The 20,149-nt window shown below is 71.2% G+C and carries 16 protein-coding genes; 5 read left to right on the top strand and 11 right to left on the bottom strand.

The window, feature by feature from the left end; translation table 11 throughout:
• Positions 1–130 precede the first annotated feature (130 nt).
• A complete protein-coding gene (locus AC5Y4Z_RS04475; protein ID WP_499961121.1) occupies positions 131–895 on the top strand; it encodes a hypothetical protein in 765 nt (254 codons plus the stop codon).
• A gap of 158 nt (positions 896–1,053) precedes the next feature.
• A complete protein-coding gene (locus AC5Y4Z_RS04470; protein WP_499961120.1) occupies positions 1,054–4,731 on the top strand; it encodes a multifunctional oxoglutarate decarboxylase/oxoglutarate dehydrogenase thiamine pyrophosphate-binding subunit/dihydrolipoyllysine-residue succinyltransferase subunit in 3,678 nt (1,225 codons plus the stop codon).
• On the opposite strand, the gene AC5Y4Z_RS04465 is transcribed toward AC5Y4Z_RS04470, so the two are convergent.
• Positions 4,728–6,428, bottom strand: coding sequence for a PE family protein (locus AC5Y4Z_RS04465; protein WP_499961119.1), 1,701 nt, complete (start codon positions 6,426–6,428; stop codon positions 4,728–4,730). The two genes, AC5Y4Z_RS04470 and AC5Y4Z_RS04465, sit on opposite strands and share 4 nt — an antisense overlap.
• Before the next feature lie 16 nt (positions 6,429–6,444).
• Positions 6,445–7,665: a class I SAM-dependent methyltransferase gene (locus AC5Y4Z_RS04460; protein WP_499961118.1), complete on the bottom strand. Its 1,221-nt coding sequence runs from the start codon at positions 7,663–7,665 to the stop codon at positions 6,445–6,447.
• A 140-nt stretch (positions 7,666–7,805) separates the two neighbouring features.
• Between AC5Y4Z_RS04460 and AC5Y4Z_RS04455 the strand changes: the two genes are divergently transcribed.
• Positions 7,806–8,633: an SDR family NAD(P)-dependent oxidoreductase gene (locus AC5Y4Z_RS04455; RefSeq protein WP_499961117.1), complete on the top strand. Its 828-nt coding sequence runs from the start codon at positions 7,806–7,808 to the stop codon at positions 8,631–8,633.
• A gap of 84 nt (positions 8,634–8,717) precedes the next feature.
• Here the strand turns inward: AC5Y4Z_RS04455 and AC5Y4Z_RS04450 are convergent, their stop codons facing one another.
• The gene (locus AC5Y4Z_RS04450) at positions 8,718–9,557 is read right to left on the bottom strand and encodes a glycine betaine ABC transporter substrate-binding protein (RefSeq protein WP_499961116.1); all 840 of its coding nucleotides are present in this window, start codon (positions 9,555–9,557) and stop codon (positions 8,718–8,720) included.
• On the bottom strand, positions 9,554–10,726 hold the full coding sequence (locus AC5Y4Z_RS04445; protein ID WP_499961115.1) for an NAD(P)-dependent malic enzyme: 1,173 nt from the start codon (positions 10,724–10,726) through the stop codon (positions 9,554–9,556). The genes AC5Y4Z_RS04450 and AC5Y4Z_RS04445 overlap by 4 nt, the downstream gene beginning before the upstream one ends.
• 115 nt (positions 10,727–10,841) lie before the next feature.
• Between AC5Y4Z_RS04445 and AC5Y4Z_RS04440 the strand changes: the two genes are divergently transcribed.
• Positions 10,842–12,512, top strand: a complete 1,671-nt coding sequence (locus tag AC5Y4Z_RS04440; RefSeq protein ID WP_499961114.1) for a PE family protein — start codon at positions 10,842–10,844, stop codon at positions 12,510–12,512.
• Positions 12,513–12,516: 4 nt separating this feature from the next.
• On the opposite strand, the gene AC5Y4Z_RS04435 is transcribed toward AC5Y4Z_RS04440, so the two are convergent.
• The gene (locus AC5Y4Z_RS04435; protein ID WP_499961113.1) at positions 12,517–13,506 is read right to left on the bottom strand and encodes a malate dehydrogenase; all 990 of its coding nucleotides are present in this window, start codon (positions 13,504–13,506) and stop codon (positions 12,517–12,519) included.
• An 83-nt stretch (positions 13,507–13,589) separates the two neighbouring features.
• On the opposite strand from AC5Y4Z_RS04435, the gene corA reads away from it, so the two are divergent.
• Complete coding sequence (gene corA / locus AC5Y4Z_RS04430; RefSeq protein ID WP_499961112.1) at positions 13,590–14,675, top strand: magnesium/cobalt transporter CorA; 1,086 nt, start codon at positions 13,590–13,592, stop codon at positions 14,673–14,675.
• Positions 14,676–14,787: 112 nt separating this feature from the next.
• Here the strand turns inward: corA and AC5Y4Z_RS04425 are convergent, their stop codons facing one another.
• Genes AC5Y4Z_RS04425 through AC5Y4Z_RS04400 form a run of 6 tightly spaced genes read right to left on the bottom strand, consistent with a single transcriptional unit; the run spans position 14,788 to position 20,133 of the window.
• A complete protein-coding gene (locus AC5Y4Z_RS04425; RefSeq protein WP_499961111.1) occupies positions 14,788–15,363 on the bottom strand; it encodes a suppressor of fused domain protein in 576 nt (191 codons plus the stop codon).
• Positions 15,360–16,526 carry an ABC transporter ATP-binding protein gene (locus AC5Y4Z_RS04420; protein WP_499961110.1) on the bottom strand — a complete coding sequence of 389 codons (1,167 nt, stop codon included), beginning with the start codon at positions 16,524–16,526 and terminating at the stop codon, positions 15,360–15,362. Before AC5Y4Z_RS04420 ends, AC5Y4Z_RS04425 begins: the two co-directional genes overlap by 4 nt.
• Positions 16,527–16,530: 4 nt before the next feature.
• Complete coding sequence (locus AC5Y4Z_RS04415; RefSeq protein WP_499961109.1) at positions 16,531–17,355, bottom strand: carbohydrate ABC transporter permease; 825 nt, start codon at positions 17,353–17,355, stop codon at positions 16,531–16,533.
• Positions 17,352–18,212, bottom strand: a complete 861-nt coding sequence (locus AC5Y4Z_RS04410) for a carbohydrate ABC transporter permease (protein WP_499961108.1) — start codon at positions 18,210–18,212, stop codon at positions 17,352–17,354. The genes AC5Y4Z_RS04415 and AC5Y4Z_RS04410 overlap by 4 nt, the downstream gene beginning before the upstream one ends.
• Positions 18,209–19,603, bottom strand: a complete 1,395-nt coding sequence (locus tag AC5Y4Z_RS04405) for an extracellular solute-binding protein (protein ID WP_499961107.1) — start codon at positions 19,601–19,603, stop codon at positions 18,209–18,211. Before AC5Y4Z_RS04405 ends, AC5Y4Z_RS04410 begins: the two co-directional genes overlap by 4 nt.
• Before the next feature lie 2 nt (positions 19,604–19,605).
• Positions 19,606–20,133, bottom strand: a complete 528-nt coding sequence (locus tag AC5Y4Z_RS04400) for a YflT domain-containing protein (RefSeq protein WP_499961106.1) — start codon at positions 20,131–20,133, stop codon at positions 19,606–19,608.
• Positions 20,134–20,149 lie beyond the last annotated feature (16 nt).

The following is a 20,149-nucleotide window of genomic DNA, read 5'->3' as shown; positions in this document are numbered from 1 at the left end:
TCGCCCCTCCAACGAAATGGCCGCATCTCACCCTGCCCGCATTATTGCCCGCCGGCCAACGGGCCGCTCGCCCGCGGATACCCACTCGCAGCGGTTAGCCTGAAGGGACGCAATTGGCAGGAGAGACAATATGCGGGCCCGACGGAACAGAGCTCGACTGATGTCACGGCCGGACCGGACGCCGGACGACGGCGGCCGGCCCAAGGCGTCCGCGCGGGCCTTGGCCCAGGTCATCGAGCGCAGCACCCGGATCCACGGCCCGGCCGCGCAGGCCTACGTGACGCGGCTGCGACGGGCCCACCCGGGCGCCAGCCCCGCCCAGATCGACGCCAAGCTGGAAAAGCGCTTTTTGGCCGCGCTGACGGCCAGCGGCGCCGCGGTGGGTTCGGCCGCGACGTTCCCCGGCGTCGGGACGCTGACGGCGGTGTCCGCGGGCGCCGGGGAGACCGTCTTCTTCGTCGAGGCCACCGCCCTGTTCGTGCTGGCCAAGGCCGTGGTCTACAACATCCCCGCCGACCACCGGGAGCGCCGCCGCGCGCTGGTGCTGTCGGTCCTGGTCGGCGACGACAGCAAGCGCGCCATCGGCGAGCTGATCGGCCCTGGGCGCACCAATGGCGGCTGGCTGGCCGAGGGCATGGCGTCGCTGCCGCTGTCGACGCTGTCGGGGCTGAACAACCGCATGCTGCGCTACTTCGTCAAGCGGTACACGGTGCGCAAGGGCGCCCTGATGTTCGGCAAGCTGCTGCCGGTCGGCATCGGCGCCGTGGTCGGGGGCGCCGGCAACCGGATGGCGGGCAAGAAGATCGTGCGCAACGCCCGCGACGCGTTCGGCGCGCCGCCGGCTCGCTGGCCGGGCACCCTGCGGCTGCTGCCGCCGGTGCACGAGGCCGGCTAGCCCGCCGCGTTTGCGCCGAGACTGCACTCAGAGCGTCCCGGAGCGGGTGGAACGCGATCTGTGCGCAGGCTCGATCGCCCTAAACTCCCCGCGAACGGCTAGCCTTTATTGGGGGCGGAATCGTTCCAGGACCACAAGGATTGAGGCGAACAGCGGCCGTGAGCAACATATCTCCGTTCGGGCAAAATGAATGGCTGGTCGAGGAGATGTACCGCAAGTTCCGTGACGACCCCTCGTCCGTGGACCCCAGCTGGCACGAGTTCCTGGTCGACTACAACCCCGAGCCGGCCACCGAAGCCCCCTCGGGCGACGGACAGGCCGCCCCCGCCGCCGCGCCGGAACCCAAGCCGACGGCAGGCAACGGCGCACCGACGCCGGCCGCGGCCCCGACCGCCCCGGCCAAGGCCGCGCCGAAGCCCGCCGCCCCCCCGCCCGCCGAGGGCGACGAGGTGCAGGTGCTGCGCGGCGCGGCCGCGGCCGTCGTCAAGAACATGTCCGCGTCGCTGGAGGTGCCGACGGCGACCAGCGTGCGGGCGGTCCCGGCCAAGCTGCTGATCGACAACCGGATCGTCATCAACAACCAGCTCAAGCGCACCCGCGGCGGCAAGATCTCCTTCACCCACATCCTGGGCTACGCGCTGGTGCAGGCGATCAAGCAGTTCCCGAACATGAACCGGCACTACGCCGAGGTCGACGGCAAGCCCAACGCGGTCACCCCCGCGCACACCAATCTCGGGCTGGCCATCGACCTGCAGGGCAAGGACGGCAAGCGCTCCCTGGTGGTGGCCGGCATCAAGCGCTGCGAGACCATGCGCTTCGCGCAGTTCGTCACCGCCTACGAGGACATCGTGCGCCGGGCCCGCGACGGCAAGCTGACCGCCGAAGACTTTGCGGGCGTGACGATTTCGCTGACCAACCCGGGCACCATCGGCACCGTGCACTCGGTGCCCCGGCTGATGGCCGGGCAGGGCGCCATCATCGGCGTCGGCGCCATGGAGTACCCCGCCGAGTACCAGGGGGCCAGCGAGGAGCGCATCGCCGAGCTGGGCATCGGCAAGCTGATCACGCTGACGTCGACGTACGACCACCGCATCATCCAGGGCGCCGAGTCCGGCGACTTCCTGCGCGTCATCCACGAGATGCTGCTCTCCGACGGCTTCTGGGACGAGATCTTCCGCGAGCTGTCCATCCCCTACCTGCCGGTGCGCTGGAGCACCGACAACCCCGACTCGATCGTCGACAAGAACGCCCGGGTGATGGAGCTGATCGCGGCCTACCGCAACCGCGGGCACCTGATGGCCGACATCGATCCGCTGCGCCTGGACGGGACCCGGTTCCGCAGCCACCCCGACCTGGAAGTGCTGACCCACGGCCTGACGCTGTGGGACCTCGACCGCGTGTTCAAGGTCAACGGCTTCGCCGGCTCCGAGTACAAGAAGCTGCGCGACGTGCTAGGCCTGCTGCGCGACGCCTACTGCCGCCACATCGGCGTGGAGTACACCCACATCCTGGAACCCGAACAGCAGGAGTGGCTGCAACACCGCGTGGAGACCAAGCACGTCAAACCGACTGTGGCAGAACAGAAGTTCATCCTGAGCAAGCTGAACGCAGCCGAGGCCTTCGAAACCTTCCTGCAGACCAAATACGTTGGGCAGAAGCGCTTTTCGCTGGAGGGCGCCGAGAGCGTGATCCCGATGATGGACGCGGCGATCGACCAGTGCGCCGAGCACGGCCTCGACGAGGTGGTCATCGGGATGCCGCACCGCGGCCGGCTCAACGTGCTGGCCAACATCGTCGGCAAGCCGTACTCGCAGATCTTCTCCGAGTTCGAGGGCAACCTCAACCCGTCGCAGGCGCACGGCTCCGGCGACGTCAAATACCACCTCGGCGCCACCGGCGTGTACCTGCAGATGTTCGGCGACAACGACATTCAGGTGTCGCTGACCGCCAACCCGTCGCACCTGGAGGCCGTCGACCCGGTGCTCGAGGGCCTGGTGCGGGCCAAGCAGGACCTGCTCAACCGCGGCGCCGAGGACCACGGCGACGAGAAGGCCTTCTCGGTGGTGCCGATGATGCTGCACGGCGACGCCGCCTTCGCCGGCCAGGGGGTGGTGGCCGAGACGCTGAACCTGGCCAACCTGCCCGGCTACCGCGTCGGCGGCACCATCCACATCATCGTCAACAACCAGATCGGCTTCACCACCGCGCCGGAGTACTCGCGCTCCAGCGAGTACTGCACCGACGTCGCGAAAATGGTTGGGGCGCCGATCTTCCACGTCAACGGCGACGACCCCGAGGCGTGCGTGTGGGTGGCCAAGCTGGCCGTCGACTTCCGCCAGCGGTTCAAGAAGGACGTCGTCATCGACATGCTGTGCTACCGCCGCCGCGGCCACAACGAGGGCGACGACCCGTCGATGACCAACCCGTACATGTACGACGTCGTCGACACCAAGCGCGGGGCCCGCAAGAGCTACACCGAGGCCCTGATCGGCCGCGGCGACATCTCGCTGAAGGAGGCCGAGGACGCACTGCGCGACTACCAGGGCCAGCTGGAGCGGGTGTTCAACGAGGTCCGTGAGCTGGAGAAGCACGGCGTGCAGCCCAGCGAGTCGGTCGAGGCCGACCAGCTGGTGCCGGCCGGGCTGGCCACCGCGGTGGACAAGTCGCTGCTGGCGCGCATCGGCGACGCGTTCCTTTCCGTGCCCGACGGTTTCACCGTGCACCCGCGGGTGCAGCCGGTGCTCGACAAGCGCCGGGAGATGGCCTACGAGGGCAAGATCGACTGGGCCTTCGGCGAGCTGCTGGCGCTGGGTTCGCTGGTGTCGGAGGGCAAGTTGGTGCGGCTGTCGGGGCAGGACACCCGCCGCGGCACCTTCTCCCAGCGGCATTCGGTGATCATCGACCGCAACACCGGCGCGGAGTTCACGCCGCTGCAGCTGCTGGCGACCAACCTCGACGGCAGCCCCACCGGCGGCAAGTTCCTGGTCTACGACTCGCCTTTGTCGGAGTACGCCGCCGTCGGCTTCGAGTACGGCTACACGGTGGGCAACCCGGACGCACTGGTGTTGTGGGAGGCGCAGTTCGGCGACTTCGTCAACGGCGCGCAGTCGATCATCGACGAGTTCATCAGCTCCGGTGAGGCCAAGTGGGGCCAGCTGTCCAACGTGGTGCTGCTGCTGCCGCACGGCCACGAGGGCCAGGGCCCCGACCACACCTCGGCCCGCATCGAACGCTTCCTGCAGCTGTGGGCGGAGGGCTCGATGACGATCGCCGTGCCGTCCACCCCATCGAATTATTTCCACCTGCTGCGCCGGCACGCTCTCGACGGCATCCAGCGACCGCTGATCGTGTTCACCCCGAAGTCCATGCTGCGCAACAAGGCCGCGGTCAGCGACATCAGGGACTTCACCGAGATCAAGTTCCGTTCGGTGCTGGAGGAACCCACCTACGAGGACGGCATCGGCGACCGCACCAAGGTCCGGCGAATCCTGTTGACCAGCGGCAAGATCTACTACGAACTGGCGGCGCGCAAGGCCAAGGACAACCGCGACGACGTGGCGATCGTGCGCATCGAGCAGCTCGCCCCGCTGCCCAAGCGCCGGCTGAACGAGACGCTGGACCGCTACCCGTCCGCCGCGGAGTTCTTCTGGGTGCAGGAGGAGCCGGCCAACCAGGGCGCCTGGCCGCGGTTCGGCCTGGAGCTGCCGGAGTTGTTGCCCGACAAGCTGATCGGGCTCAAGCGCATCTCGCGGCGGGCGATGTCCGCGCCGTCGTCGGGCTCGTCGAAGGTGCACGCCGTCGAGCAGCAGGAGATCCTCGACACGGCCTTCCGCTAGCCCGTAGCCCCGTTGCCGCCGGTCGCGCCGGGGGTTGACCCCGACCCGCCCGCGCCGCCGGCGCCGCCGCCGCCACCGCTGCCCTGCCCGCCGGCGGTGCCGGACGGGCCGATGGGAGAACCCCCGCCGGGTTGCTTGTCCGTGATGCCGCCGGAGCCACCAGCACCGCCCGCACCGCCATTCCCGCCGGTGCCCCCGGCGCCGCCCGCCCCCTGGCTGGCGGCGGAACCCGCGTGGCCGCCGAAGCCGCCGTCCCCCGCCTTACCGGCCGCGCCGCCGGAACCGCCTTGGCCGCCCGTGCCGCCGGCGCCCCCGCTGCCGCCGGTGCCCCCGTCGCCGCCGATCCCGAACTCGTTGCCCACGCTGATCGCGTAGGCATTGCCGCCGGCGCCGCCGAGTCCGCCGTCACCGCCGCGACCGCCGGAGCCGCCCGCGCCCCCGGCCCCGCCGTCGCCCGCGGCGCCGCCGGTGCCGAACAGCAGCCCCCCGCGACCGCCGTCGCCCCCGACGCCCCCGGTGCCGCCGACCCCGCCCGTGCCGCCGACGCCGCCGGTGCCGCCGTCGCCGCCGCCACCGCCGACGGCGTTGAGGTCGTTGTTGCCGGAGGTGGTGGCGGTACCGCCGGCGCCGCCCACGCCGCCGTTCGCGGCGATGCCGCCGGTCCCGCCCGTGCCGCCAATGCCGCCGCGGCCGCCGGCGCCGCCGCTGCCGAAGAGCAGCCCGCCGTTGCCGCCGATCCCGCCGGCACCGCCGGTGCCGCCCGCGCCGGCGCTCGCACCGAGGCCACCGCCGCCGGCGCCGCCGATCCCCCCGTTGCCGCCCTGGGCATCGGCGTCGGACCCGGAGACGTTGGGCCCGTAGCCCGCCCCGCCGGTGCCGCCGACCTGGCCCACCGCCCCGCCGCTGCCCGGGCCGCCGGGGCCGCCCGCGTTGCCGGCGGCCAGGCCGGTGTTGCCGGTGCCGGCCGTCCCGCCGTCGGGGGTTACCGCGGTGGTGCCCGCCAGACCCATGCCGCCCTGCCCGCCCGACCCGCCGTTGCCGAAGACGACCGCGCTGCCGCCCGCGCCGCCGGTGCCGGGGCTGCCGCCGTTGACGCCGGGCGCGGCGGCCCCGCCGGACCCGCCCACGCCGCCGTTGCCGTAGAACAGGCCGCCGGTGCCGCCGTGACCGCCGCTGGCCCCGGCCCCGCCGCCACCGCCGGCCCCGCCGCTGCCGATCAGCCCGGCGTTGCCGCCGTTGCCGCCGGCCACGCCGCTCGCCGTTTGGCTGAACCCGGTCCCGCCGTTGCCGAACAGGAGTCCGCCGGCCCCGCCGTTCGGGCTCGCCGCCGTCCCGTCGGTTCCGTTGCCGATCAGGGGGCGCCCCAGCAGCGCCTGGGTGGGCGCGTTGACCGCGCCCAGCAGATCCTGCAGCGGGTTGGCGTTGGCGGCCTCGGCGGCGGCGTACGAGCCCGCGCCGGCGGTCAGCGCCTGCACGAACTGCTGCTGAAACACGTTGGCCTGCCTGCTGATCCGCTGATAGGCCTGGCCGCGGGCACCGAACACGGCGGCGATGGCCGCCGACACGTCGTCGGCGCCCGCCGGGCGCACCTCGGCGATCGCGGCCGCGCTGTTCACCTCGCCCAGCGCCGAGCCGACGCCCGCCAACTCGGCGGCCGCCCGTACCAGCGCCTCGGGCGCCGCCGTGACAAACGACATTCCAGCCTCCCTCGTGCTACGCCGCCGGCAGCGCCATCGCCAGGAAGTCCAGCCGCCACAGCGACTGAAACAGCTTGCGCGCGAACGTCTCTAGGTCGGCGGCGCTGGCCCGCGGCGACGCGGCGGTCTGCGCCACGGACGCGGCGATCTCCCGGATCGTGCGGCGGCCGTCGACCTGCTGCACGAACGGCAGCTGCGCGGCGTTGAGCGCCATGCGCCAGTCCGTGCGGAAGATCTCGTTGCCGGACAGCCCGCAGCGCATCCGGAACATCGGAACGTAGTCGAGGCAGGCGTCGGCCGAAAAGTCAACCGTGTAGCTCTCTTTCGGGCGCTCCGGCCGGCACGCCATGAAGAAGTGACAACCGCCGAACGTGTGCACCCGCTCCATCACCGACCAGATCTGGCGCTCCGGCAACGCGTTCACGGCCCGGTTGAGATCGGTTCCCGGCGCGAACGAATCATGCGGGTAGTAGGGCGCATTGAGCAGCCAGCCCTGAAAAGCCAGCCCGGCACCGGTGACCAGGTCGATGCAGTCGTCGACGTCGTAGCTGCGGTCGCGGCCGTGCAGGAAGGTGTCGACGACGGCGCCGTCGTAGCGCAGTTCGGCTCCTTCGATGCGCAGGTAACTCTGGATGTGGTGATCCGCCGGCAGCAATGCCATCAGCTCCTTGACGATCTCCACCGACATCTCGTCCTGGCTCAGCCCCAGGTCGCGAAACACCGACTGCAGCATTTCCACGCCGACGCGCCCGTACTTGGCGTACAGCGTCAGGCCGATCGCGCCGTCCGTGCGCAGGCAGGCGCCGAGCGCCTTCATGCCCACCAGCGGATCGGCCATGTGGTGCAGAACGCCGGTCGAGACGATGAGGTCGAAGTCGAGGTTCAGCGAACCCAGCTCCTCGATGGGCAGCAGGTGCAGTTCGAGGTTCCACAGGCCGTGCTTGTCCTTGAGGTATTGCTGATGGTCCAGCGACGGCCGGCTGATGTCGACCCCCACCACCTTGGCGCCGGGGTTCTTGTACGCGAAGACGGCCGCCTGGTTGGTGCCGCACCCCGCGATGAGGATGTCGAGGTCGGGCTTGTATTCCCGGTCCGGCCACAGATTTCGGTGAAAATGCGTCGGGTCGTACCAGTGCCAGATGTGGTCGGGCATCTGGGTGAGGTCGGTGATGGGCTGGGGGTAGCGCCAGCGCTCGTACTGTTGGGAGACGACGTCGGCGCGGGGATCGGTGTTCATTGCAGCGCTGCCTCCATGTGGGGAAGCATCGCAGATCCGGTGCCGCGCGGGGTGCGAATATGGCCGACGCTGTCCCCCCTGCTCCCGGTACCCGGGGTACCGGCTAGCCTCGACGGGGATCGACGGACAGGAGGGTGCTCATGCAGGGGTTCGCGGGCAAGGTCGCCGTGGTCACCGGCGCGGGATCGGGCATCGGGCAGGCGCTGGCCATCGAACTGGCCCGCTCGGGCGCCAAGGTGGCGATCAGCGACGTCGACCTCGAGGGCCTGGGGCAGACCGAAGAAAAGCTGAAGGCGATCGGCGCCGGAGTCAAGGCCGACCGGCTCAACGTCACCGAGCGCGAGGCGTTTTTGGCCTACGCCGACCAGGTCGCCGAGCACTTCGGCAAGGTCAACCAGATCTACAACAACGCCGGCATCGCCTTCACCGGCGACATCGAGGTCAGCCAGTTCAAGGACATCGAGCGGGTGATGGACGTCGACTTCTGGGGCGTCGTCAACGGCACCAAGGCCTTCCTGCCGCACCTGATCGCCTCCGGGGACGGCCACGTCGTCAACGTCTCCAGCGTGTTCGGGCTGTTCTCGGTGCCGGGGCAGGCGGCCTACAACGCGGCCAAATTCGCCGTGCGCGGCTTCACCGAGGCGCTGCGCCAGGAGATGGTGCTGGCCGGCCACCCCGTCGCCGTGACCACGGTGCACCCCGGCGGCATCAAGACCGCGATCGCCCGCAACGCCACCGCCGCCGACGGGCTGGACCCCGAACAACTGGCCAAGCTGTTCGACAAGCGGCTGGCCCGGACCAGCCCCGAAAAGGCCGCCAAGATCATCCTGGACGCCGTGCGCAAGAAGAAGGCCCGCGTCCTCGTCGGCACCGACGCCAAGCTACTGGACGTGATGGTGCGCGTCGCGGGGCCTTACTATCAGCAGCTGTTCGGCCCCGTGATGGGCCGCCTGATGCCCAAGGTCTGACTCCACCCTTCTCGCCGAGACTGCGCTCAGCGCGACCAAAACCGCTCGCGGCACGCTCTGGGCGCAGTTTCGATGCGCCGCGAATCAGCGCCCCAGCGGGTGTTCGGCCAGCCAGCGGCCGGCCACCGCCTGCGGGTCGGCGCCGGCGGCCACCTGGCGGCGCATGTCGGCCAGCGCCGCGGTGTCCAGCACGCCGGCCACCTCGTTGATCGCCAGCAGTTGCCGCTCGCCCAGCGCGTTGCGGCGATACAGCGGCACCACGTTCTCGGCCCGGATCAGCGCGGGCTTGCCGTCGGCCAGCGCGACCAGGTCGGCGGGGTTGCCGGGGTCGGCGGTGGTGGTCCACCCCGCCGTCAGCTGACCGGCCCGCACCGCATCGAAAACCGCTGCCGTAGAAGGGAATTCGCGCGGCACCGGCAGCCGGCACGATCCGACCGAAGCCGGCGCGGGAAACCCGGCGACGGCCCCGACCGTCAGCCCGTCGCAATGCTTGGGCAGCGCGGCCAGGTCCGCGGTGAGGTCGTGGCCACCCCACGCCCGCGCGGTGGCCTGCGTGACCAGCAGCACGGGCTTGTCCTCGGCCGCGGTGGTGTAGTCGCCGGCCAGGACGCCCTCGGGCAGCGCCGCGATCATCGCGCGGTAGACCTGCGCGTCACCCACGGCGGAAGCGCCGGGTTGCACGCGAGCCAGCGTCCGGCCGGTGAATGCCGGCACGACGGTGAACGCGCCGGAGTCCAGTCCGGCGAGCGGGTCGGCGGCGGTCTCGGGCCGCGCCGCGAAACCGTACGAGCGCAGCGCCGCGGTGTAGATGCTCGCCAGCAGCGCCGAGTCGGAGCCGACCACCAATTCCGCTGGGGGACGGCCGGTTCCGCAGCCGGCCACCGCCAGCAGCGCGGCCAGCAGGGTTAAGGCCAGCCTGCTCACACGGAGGTGTCGGCGGCGATCGCGACGGCGGCGGCGACGGCCTCCCCGACGCGCGCGTCCAGCGGGCTGGGCACGATCCGGTCGATCGCGAGGTCGTCGCTGACGACGGAGAAGATCGCCTCGGCCGCGGCCACCATCATCTTTTCGGTGATCCGCCGCGCCCCGGCGTCCAGCGCGCCGCGGAACACGCCGGGGAACGCCAGCACGTTGTTGATCTGGTTCGGGAAGTCGCTGCGGCCGGTGGCCACCACGGCCGCGTACTTCGAAGCGACGTCGGGATGGATCTCCGGGTCCGGGTTGCTCAAAGCGAACACGATCCCGCCCGGCGCCATCGTGGCGATCAGCTCCTCGGGGACCACGCCGCCCGACAGCCCGAGGAACACCTCGGCGCCCTCGACCGCCTCGACCATGCCGCCGGTGAGGCCGTCGGGGTTGGTGCTGCGGGCCAGGTCGGCCTTGACGACGTTCATGTCGTCGCGCCCGGCGTGCAGGATGCCCCGCGAGTCGAGCACCGTGATGTCCGAAACCCCCATCGTCAGAAGGAGTTTCGTGCACGCGACACCCGCCGCGCCGGCACCGGAGACCACCACGCGCAGCGAGGACATGTCGCGGCCGAGCAGCTTGGAAGCGCCCATCAGGGCGGCCAGCACGACGATCGCGGTGCCGTGCTGGTCGTCGTGCATCACCGGGCAGTCCAGCGCCTCGATGACGCGGCGCTCGATCTCGAAGCAGCGCGGGGCGGAGATGTCCTCGAGGTTGACCGCGCCGAACGTCGGCCGCAGCCGCACCAGGGTCTCGACGATCTCGTCGGGGTCCTTGGTGTCCAGCACGATCGGGATCGCGTTCAGCCCGCCGTACGCCTGGAACAGGGCGCACTTGCCCTCCATCACCGGCAGCGACGCCTCGGGCCCGATGTCGCCCAGGCCCAGCACCGCGCTGCCGTCGCTGACAACGGCCACCAGCCGGTTCGACCAGGTGTAGCGGGCGGCCAGGGTGCGGTCGGCGGCGATCGCGCGGCTGACCTGCGCCACGCCCGGGGTGTAGGCGATCGACAGGGCGCGCTGGGTGTCCAGCGGCGCCTGCAGCGCCACGGAGAGCTTTCCGCCTACGTGCGCCTCGAAGATCTCGTCGTCTCCGATGGCGACCTGAGGATGCACGGTTTCTGGCACGGAATCAGGGTACTGACTACCCCTTAGTAGGCCTAATTTGGATTGGCCCCCGCCCCGCCCGGCCGTGGCTACTATTTGCATACCGCTATGTGGACCCGGCGGGGAGGTGCGGCAGATGTCGTTCGTGATCACGGCACCCGAGACGGTGACGGCGGCGGCCGCGGAGCTGGCGAGCGTGGGCGCGACGATCGGGGCAGCCAACTCGACCGCGGCGGCCGCCACGACGGGCGTGCTGGCCGCCGGGGCCGATGAGGTGTCGGCGCAGATCGCGGCGGTGTTCAGCGCGTACGGCCGCGGGTATCAGGCCCTCGGTGCCCAGGCGGACGCGTTTCACCAGCACTTCGTGCAGGCGTTGAACGCCGGCGCGACCGCGTATGCCGGCGCCGAGACCGTCAACGTCGAGCAGAACCTACTCAACGTGATCAACGCGCCCACGCAGGCGCTGCTGGGGCGCCCGCTGATCGGCAACGGCGCCGACGGCGGGCCCGGGCAGCAGGGCGGGACCGGCGGCCTGCTGGTCGGCAACGGCGGCAACGGCGGGGCCGGGTTGGCCGGCCAGGCCGGCGGCAACGGCGGCGCCGCCGGGCTGATCGGCAACGGCGGAGCCGGCGGGACCGGTGGGCCGGGCCTGGCCGGCGGGGCGGGCGGGACCGGCGGGATCCTGTTCGGCAACGGCGGCCATGGCGGCGCCGGCGGCCTCGGCACGGCCACGGCGGCCGGCGGCACCGGCGGTGCGGGCGGCAACGCCCTAGGGCTGTGGGGCCACGGCGGCGCGGGCGGCGACGGCGGAGCCGGCGCGGCCGGCGCGGCCGGCGTCAACCCCGTCGACGCTCCCACCGCCAGGGCCACATCGGGCGGCGCGGGCACCAACGAGGTCAACCACGCAGGCGGCGCCGGCGGCGCCGGCATCACCGGCGCCGGCTTACCGGGGGTGGCCGGCGGCGACGGCGGCTCCGGCGGCAGCGTCACGGTGACGGGCAACACCACGTTCAGCGGGGGCGGCGGCGGCGCGGGCGGCAACGGCGGAGCCAACGCGCCCGGCGGTAACGGCGGCGCCGGCGGCACCGCCGTCACCACGGCACTCACCGCGACGGCCGTCGGCGGCACCGGCGGCCAAGGCGGCGACGGCGGGGCCGGCGCCCCGGGAGGTGCGGGCGGGCCCGGTGGCAACGGCGTCGCCGCAACCGCGGGCACCGCAGTCGGCGGCGCCGGCGGCAACGGCGGAAATGGGGGAACGGGCGCCGCCGGTGGCGCCGGCGGCAGGGGCGGCAACGGCGTGGGTGCGGCCACGCCGGCGGGCGGGCTGGGCGGCACCGGAGGCAACGGCGGCACCGGCGCGTCCGGCTCGCCGGCGGGCAACGGCGGCGCCGGCGGCGCGGGCGGGCACGGTGGACTGCTGCTCGGCAATGGCGGCGCCGGCGGCGCCGGCGGGTCGGGCGGCCTCGGCGGCGCCGGCGCCGGCGGCGGCGCCGGCGGGTTCGGCGGCAATGGCGGGACGGGCCAGGCCGCCTTCCAGGACGGCAACGGCGGCAACGGCGGCAACGGCGGCGCCGGTGGCGGCGGCGGCGCCGGCGGTAACGGCGGCGACGGCGGCGCGGGCGGCGCGGGCGGGCTGCTCGGGCAGCTGGGCAGCCCAGGCGCCGGAGGGACGCCCGGCGGCGGCGGAGCCGGCGGCACGGGCGGCGCCGCCGGCCTCGGCGGCGGCGGGAACGTCGCCGGCACCAACGGCACACCCGGGGGGACCGGCGCGAACGGCGCGCCGGGCAACCCCGGCCACACCGGGTGAGGGGTTAGATCAGGCCCAGCTCCGTAACGGCCTTGCGCTCGTCGGCCAGCTCGGCGGTCGACTTGTCGATGCGGCCGCGGGAGAACTCGTCGATGTCCAGGCCCTGCACGATCGACCAGTCGCCGTCCTTCGTCGTCACCGGGAACGACGAGATCAGGCCCTCCGGCACGCCGTAGGAGCCGTCGGACAGGACCGCCATCGACACCCAGTCGCCCGCCGGGCTGCCCAGCAGCCAGTCGCGGGCGGCGTCGATGGTCGCCGACGCGGCCGACGCCGCCGACGAGGCGCCGCGCGCGTCGATGATCGCCGCGCCGCGCTTGGCGACGGTGGGGATGAAGTCATTCTCGATCCAGGCCTGGTCGTTGACCACCTCGGCGGCGTTCTTGCCGCCGACCTCGGCGTGGAAGACGTCGGGGTACTGGGTCGCGGAGTGGTTGCCCCAGATCGTCATCTTCTTGATGTCGGTGACCTTGGCGCCGGTCTTGCGCGCCAGCTGCGTGATCGCCCGGTTGTGGTCCAGGCGGGTGAGCGCCGAGAACCGCTCGCGCGGGATGTCGGGCGCGTTGCTCATCGCGATCAGCGCGTTGGTGTTGGCCGGGTTGCCGGTCACGCCGACGCGCACGTCGTCGGCGGCCACCGAGTTGAGCGCCTTGCCCTGGGCGGTGAAGATCGCGCCGTTGGCCTCGAGCAGGTCGCCGCGCTCCATGCCCGGCCCGCGCGGGCGGGCGCCCACGAGCAGGGCCAGGTTCACGCCGTCGAAGATCTTGTTCGGGTCGGCGCCGATCTCGACGCCCGAGAGCAGGCCGAACGCGCAGTCGTCGAGCTCCATCACCACGCCCTCGAGCGCCTTGAGCGCGGGCTCGATCTCGAGCAGGCGCAGCTCGATCGGGCGGTCGGGCCCCAGCAGCGAGCCGCTGGCCAGGCGGAACAACAGGCTGTAGCCGATCTGGCCGGCGGCGCCGGTGACGGCGACCTTGACAGGACTTGCGCTCACGTCGGTTCTGCTCCTTGTTGGAGAAGGTTTTTCGGATCAGCTCGAAACTAGCGCACCCGCGCCGACGCGTAGCATTGAGCACCGTGTTTCCCGGGTATGACGCACTGCCGGAGGCGCTGCGGCCGGTCGCCAAACCGCGTCCCGTGGCCGACGTCCATCCCGTTGCGCAGCCCGCGTTGGTGGACTGCGGCGTTTACGTCAACGGCGAGCGGCTGCCCGGCACCTACGGCTACGCCGACGCGCTGGGCAAGGTGCGCGAGCTCGGCGCCGACGCGTTCGTGTGGATCGGGCTGCACGAGCCCGACGAGAGCCACATGCAGGAGGTGGCCGACGTGTTCGGCCTGCACCCGCTGGCGGTCGAGGACGCCGTGCACGCCCACCAGCGGCCCAAGCTGGAACGCTACGACGACACGCTGTTTTTGGTCCTCAAGACCGTCAACTACGTCCCGCACGAATCGGTGGCGCTGGCGCGCGAGATCGTCGAGACCGGCGAGGTGATGGCGTTCGTCGACAAGGACTTCGTGGTCACCGTCCGCCACGGCGAGCACGGCGGGCTGTCCGACGTGCGCAAGCGGATGGAGGCCGACCCCGGCCAGCTGCGGCTGGGCCCGTACGCGGTGATGCACGCCATCGCCGACTGCGTGGTGGACCACTACCTCGAGGTGACCGCCCTGATGGAAAACGACATCGACGCCATCGAGGAGGTGGCGTTCTCGCCGGGCCGCAAGATCGACGTCGAACCCATCTACCTGCTCAAGCGCGAGGTCGTCGAGCTGCGCCGCTGCGTCAACCCGTTGAGCGTGGCGTTCCAGCGGATCCAGACCGAGTACAAGGACCTGATCTCCAAGGAGGTGCGCCGCTACCTGCGCGACGTCACCGACCACCACACCGAGGCCGCCGACCAGATCGCCAGCTACGACGACATGCTCAACTCCCTGGTGCAGGCCGCGCTGGCGCGCGTCGGGATGCAGCAGAACAACGACATGCGCAAGATGGCGGCCTGGGCCGGCATCCTGGCGGTGCCCACGATGGTCGCGGCGATCTACGGGATGAACTTCCATTTCATGCCCGAGCTGAACTGGACGTGGGGCTACCCGGCGGTGATGGCCGCGATGGCCGTCGTGTGCCTGGTGCTGTACTTCCAATTCCGCAACCGCAACTGGCTGTAGCGTTCGCCCCCTCCCTCCCCCTCCTTCGCCGAGCGTGAAACTGTGGCGGAAAAAAGCGGAAAAACGGCCGATTTCCCGCCATGAGAGCACGTTCGGCGAAGGCGCTTAGCCGTCAGCGGGGTTGCACGGCGGGGCGATTCGGATCCAGCACGTCGACGCCGTCCTGCTCCCAGGCGGCCCGCATCGCGTCGGCGCCCTTGAGCCGCACCCAGGCCGCCTCGGTCGCGGTGATCGGAATAGCCGACAGAAACGTCACCGGGTCGGCGGGCGGGTCCAGCGGCAGCTCCGGGATGTCGCTGTCGCCCAACAACACCGCGGTGAACGGCGCGCCCGCCCACAGCGGGGAGCCGAGGTCGATCAGCGCGTTGGGAACCAGCACCGTCCCCTCCACGGCGGGTGTGGCCGCGACGATCGCCACCCCGCGCGCCAGCCCGGCCAGCGCGCCCGGGTTACGCAGTCGCAGCACGACTTCGGCGCGCGGGCCGCGCACCGGGTCCGCGGCCACCTGCGCGGGATCGACCATCGGATGCCGCGCGCACCCCAGCGACACGTAGTGCACCACCGTCCCCGCGGCGAAGCGCAGCACCTCGATGGGTTCGACGCCCAGGAACGTCACGCTCGCCGAATCCGGCTGCACGCAGAAGTGTTCGCGCAGGTGCGCGCGCGCCAGCTCCAGGATCGCGGTCACGGCGCGACGGTCAGGTTCGCCCCGGAGTCGGCGTCGAACACCGCCACCGTCGACGTGTCCAGCGCCAGCTCGATCGACTGCCCCAGAGCGGCCCGGGACGCCGCGGGAACCCGTGCCACGAACTGGTTTTCGTGCACCTCGCCCTCGGCCTCCAACTCGTCCAGCTGGGCGGCGTGCACGGCCGGGCCCGCGGTGGTGAAGTACACGTACTTGTCGGCGCCCAGCGACTCGACCAGGTCGACCTGCACCTCGAAGGTCAGCGCCCTGATGCGCTGGTAGCCGTCGATCAACGCGGCGTCGGCCAGGTGCTCGGGGCGCACCCCGGCGATCACGGCGGCCGGCTTGGGGTGCTGCGCGATCACCTCCTGCACCTCCGGCGCCAGCGTCACCTCGCCGAACGGCAGCGCCAGCCCGAACGACGTGAGGGTCGCCGGGAAGAAGTTCATCGCCGGCGAGCCGATGAAGCCCGCGACGAACAGGTTGGCGGGGCGCTCGTAAAGCTCCTCGGGGGTGCCGATCTGCTGCGCGACGCCGCCGTGCATCACCACCACGCGGTCCCCCAGCGTCATGGCCTCGGTCTGGTCGTGGGTGACGTAGACGGTGGTGGTGCCCAGCCTGCGCTGCAGCCGGGCGATCTCGCCGCGCATCTGCACCCGCAGCTTGGCGTCCAGGTTGGACAGCGGCTCGTCCATCAGGAACGCCTTGGGCTGCCGCACGATCGCGCGACCCATCGCCACCCGCTGCCGTTGCCCGCCCGACAGCTGGGCGGGCTTGCGGTCCAAAAGCTCGGTCAGGTCAAGGATTTTCGCGGTCTCGGCGACCTTCCGCGCGATCTCGGCCTTCTTCATCTTCGACAGCGTCAGCGGGAACGCGATGTTCTGCCGCACGGTCATGTGCGGATACAGCGCATACGACTGGAACACCATCGCGATGTCGCGGTCCTTGGGCGCCTTCTCGTTGACCCGCACACCGTCGATGCGCAGTTCGCCCGACGAGATATCCTCAAGCCCGGCAATCATATTCAGCGTCGTCGTCTTGCCGCAGCCCGAGGGCCCCACCAGGATCAGGAATTCGCCGTCGGCGATGGTGACGTTCAGGTCCCGCACCGCCGCGGAGCCGTCGGCGTAGCTCTTGTTGACGTTCTCCAACACAATCTCGGCCATCGCGCTATCCCTTCACAGCGCCAGAGGTCAACCCGGCGACAATCCGTCGTTGGAAAATTAGAACAAAAACGATGATCGGGACGGTAATCACGACGGCGCCGGCCGCGATCGAACCGGTGGGCTCCTCGAACTGCGAACTGCCGCTGAAGTTCGCGATCGCCACCGGCGCGGTGATCGCGGCCTCGGTGGCGGTCAGCGACAGCGCCAGCAGCAGGTCGTTCCAGGCGAAGATGAACACCAGGATCGCCGCGGTCACCAGCCCGGGCGCCGCCAGCGGCACGATCACCTTGCGGAACGCCTGACCCGGCGTCGCGCCGTCCACCTTGGCGGCCTTTTCCAGGTCCCACGGGATCTCCCGGAAGAACGCCGACAACGTGTAAATCGCCAGGGGCAGCGCGAAAGTGATGTAGGGCAGGATCAGGCCGGGCCAGGTGTCGAACAGGCCGATATAGCGCTCGATGTTGAACAGCGGGGTGACCAGCGAGATGGCCGGGAACATGGTGATCAGCAGGGCGGCGCCGATCAGCAGCCGCTTACCGGGAAAGTTCAGCCGGGCGATCGCGTAGGCGGCCATCGCGCCGAGCACCACCGCGATCGCCGTGGTGATCAACGCGATCCCGATCGAATTGACCAGCGCCGAGCTGAAGAACTCGCCCCGGAAGATGCCGCGGTAGTTCTCCAGCGTCACCGACGACGGAATCAGCCTGCCGTCCTTGACCGTTGACGCCGGCTTGAGCGACAGCGACACGATCCACAGCACCGGGACGAGCGCGTACGCCACGACCAGCGCGTCGACCACGGCCCAGAACGCAACCCGCCGCGCGTTCATTCCGCATCACCGCCGGGTGCGGCCGCGCCGAACACCTTGATGTACACCAGCGCGATCACGCCCGCGCACAGAAAGATCAGCACGCTGATCGCCGAACCCAGCCCCACGTTGAAACCCTTGAACAGGTTGTCGTAGCCCAGGATCGACACCGACTCGGTGTTGTTGGCGCCGTCGGTCAGCACGTAGATGTTGTCGAAGATGCGAAACGCGTCCAGCGTCCGGAACAACAGTGCCACCACGACCGCCGGCTTGATGATCGGCAGGGTGACCCGGGTCAGCCGCCGCCAGGCGCCGGCCCCGTCGACGTGCGCGGCCTTCACCAGATCCTCGGGCACCAGCGCCAGCCCGGCCAGCAGCAGCAGCGACATGAACGGCGTCGTCTTCCACACCTCGGCGAGCACGACGATGCTCAGCGACGGAATCTGTTGCGTCAGCGGCGCGCTCGAAGCGGGCAACAAATTCGCCAGGTAGCCCGTCCCCGGCGTCCACGCGTAGTACCAGCTGTACGACGCGACGACGGTGACGATTCCGTACGGGATCAGCACCGCGGTGCGCACCAGGCCCCTGCCGACGAGCGTGCGGTGCATCACCAGCGCCAGCGCCAGGCCGAGCGCGAACTCGATCGCCACTGACACCACGGTGATCGCCGCGGTCACCAAAAGCGCCGTCCACCAATACTTGTCGGTCAGAATCGTCTGGTAGTTGCCGAGCCCGACGAACGCGGTGTCGCCGGGAGTGGCAAAGTTGTTGCGCTGCAGGCTGAGCCACACCGCGTAGCCGATCGGGTAGCCCGTCACCACCAGCATCAGAATCGCCGCCGGGGCCACCAAAAAGAGGCCCAGCCGCCGTTCGGTCACGGCAGCAGCCCCCTGCCGTCGAGGGCCTGTTGCGCCTGCGCGGCGAGCGCGTCGGCGGTGCGCTCCGGGTCGATCCGGGTGATGGGGCTCAGCGCCGACGACAGCCGCAGCGACAACGCCTGGTACACCGGCGTGGCCGGGCGCACCGCGGCGTCGGTGAGCTGCTGGCGGATCACCGCCCACATCGGATACTTGGCCTGAAACTGCGGATCGGAATACAGCGACGTCCGCACCGCGGGCAGGCCGCCCTGCACCGACACGTACTTCTGGCTCGCCAGGCTGCGCAGGCAACGCACCGCCTCGAACGCCTCCGCGCGGTGACCGGTGGTGCCGGCCACCGCCAGGTTCAGCCCGCCGATCGTCACCTTGGCCGGGACGCCTTGCGCCACACCGGGATACGGCGCGAAACCGAACACCTTTCGGCTGGCGTCGTAGGCGATGCGGAACTGCTCGTCGGTCGGCACGAACGTCCCGACGTCGTTGACGCTGCCGGCCAGCGCGGGGTCGCGGTTCAGCGGCAGGAACGGCACCCCGCCCTTGACCGCGTTCTCCAGCAGCGACGCCAGCACGTACGGCCAGTTGACCTCGAGGGCGGCCCTGCCCTGTTCCACCGCCAGGCGCGCGGTGGACTCGTCGGTGCGGCTGATCGACGGGTCGGCGCCCGGCGCGGTGGCCACCGATTTGAGGGTCCGCAGCGCGCGCACGGTGGCGTCGCGGTGCGCGGGCGTGTCGGTCAGCGTGACTTGCCGCCCGTCCTCGGAGAGCACCTGACCGCCCGCGCTCACCAGCAGCGTGTTGAACCACACCACCAGGCCCTCACCCTCGTTGGCCTGCACGGCGATCCAGGATGGCCCACCCGCGGCGTGCAGCCTGGCGGCCTCGGCCACCATGGCGTCCCAGGTCGCCGGCGGTTGGCCTACCAGATCCGGCCGATACCACAGCAATTCGGTGTTGGTCGTCACCGGCGCGCCGTACAGCCGGTGCCGCCACCGGGCCGTCGCCAGCGGCCCCGGCAGCGTGTCGGACACCGCGTCGGACTCGGCGCGCCCCGCCGGGTCGTCGGACAGCGGCAGCGCCCAGCCCGCCTCGGCGAACTCCGCGGTCCACACCACGTCCAGCGCCATCACGTCCAGTCCGCGGTCGTGCGCGCTGAGCCGACGCGCCAGCTGCACCCGCTGCTCGCCGGGGCCCCGGGGCAGGCTGACGTGCCGGATCTCAAACCCCAATTGCCGGGTGCACTCCCGCGCGACCGCGGTGAACGTGGCCGCATCGGTGGCCGGCGTGTAGAAGCTGACCACCGGCCCGCCACGGCCCGAACCACACGATGCGACCGCCAGCGTCGCCAGGGCGATTGCGCCGATCCGGCGCGCCCGCCCAGGACGACCCACCAACGTCAAATCGCCAGGCGCGCCAGCAGATCCCGCGCCTTCTCTGCGTTTTGCGGATCGCAGAGCACGTCGTAGCGGCCGGCCACCAGTTGCATGGTCGAGCTGAAATCCCTTGTGCCGCGGGCCATCGCGTACGGGACGGCCGAGGTGATCAGGCCGAAGAACACGCCCGCGACCAGACCGGTGACCAGCGCGGCCCACGGGTTGGGGCTGAAGAAACCGAGCACCAACCCGATGAACAGGCCGAGCCAGGCCCCGCTGAGCACGCCGCCGCCGAGCACCTTCGGCCACGTCAGCCGGCCGGTGACCCGTTCCACCTGCATCAGGTCGACGCCGACGATCGTCACCTGCTGCACCGGGAATTCCTGTTCGGACAGGTAGTCGACCGCGCGCTGCGCCTCGGCATAGGTGGGATAGGAGCCGACCGGCCACCCCTTGGGCGGTGTCGGCAACGACGGCACGCCACGCCGAGCGGCCGCGGCGCCCGGGGGCGTGGCGCCGGGAACCTGTCCCGGCTGGAACGGACTAGTCATCGCTGCTCACTCTCCT

Source organism: Mycobacterium sp. NGS63 (genome assembly GCF_059812295.1).
This window is presented reverse-complemented; position numbering and strand designations above follow the sequence as displayed.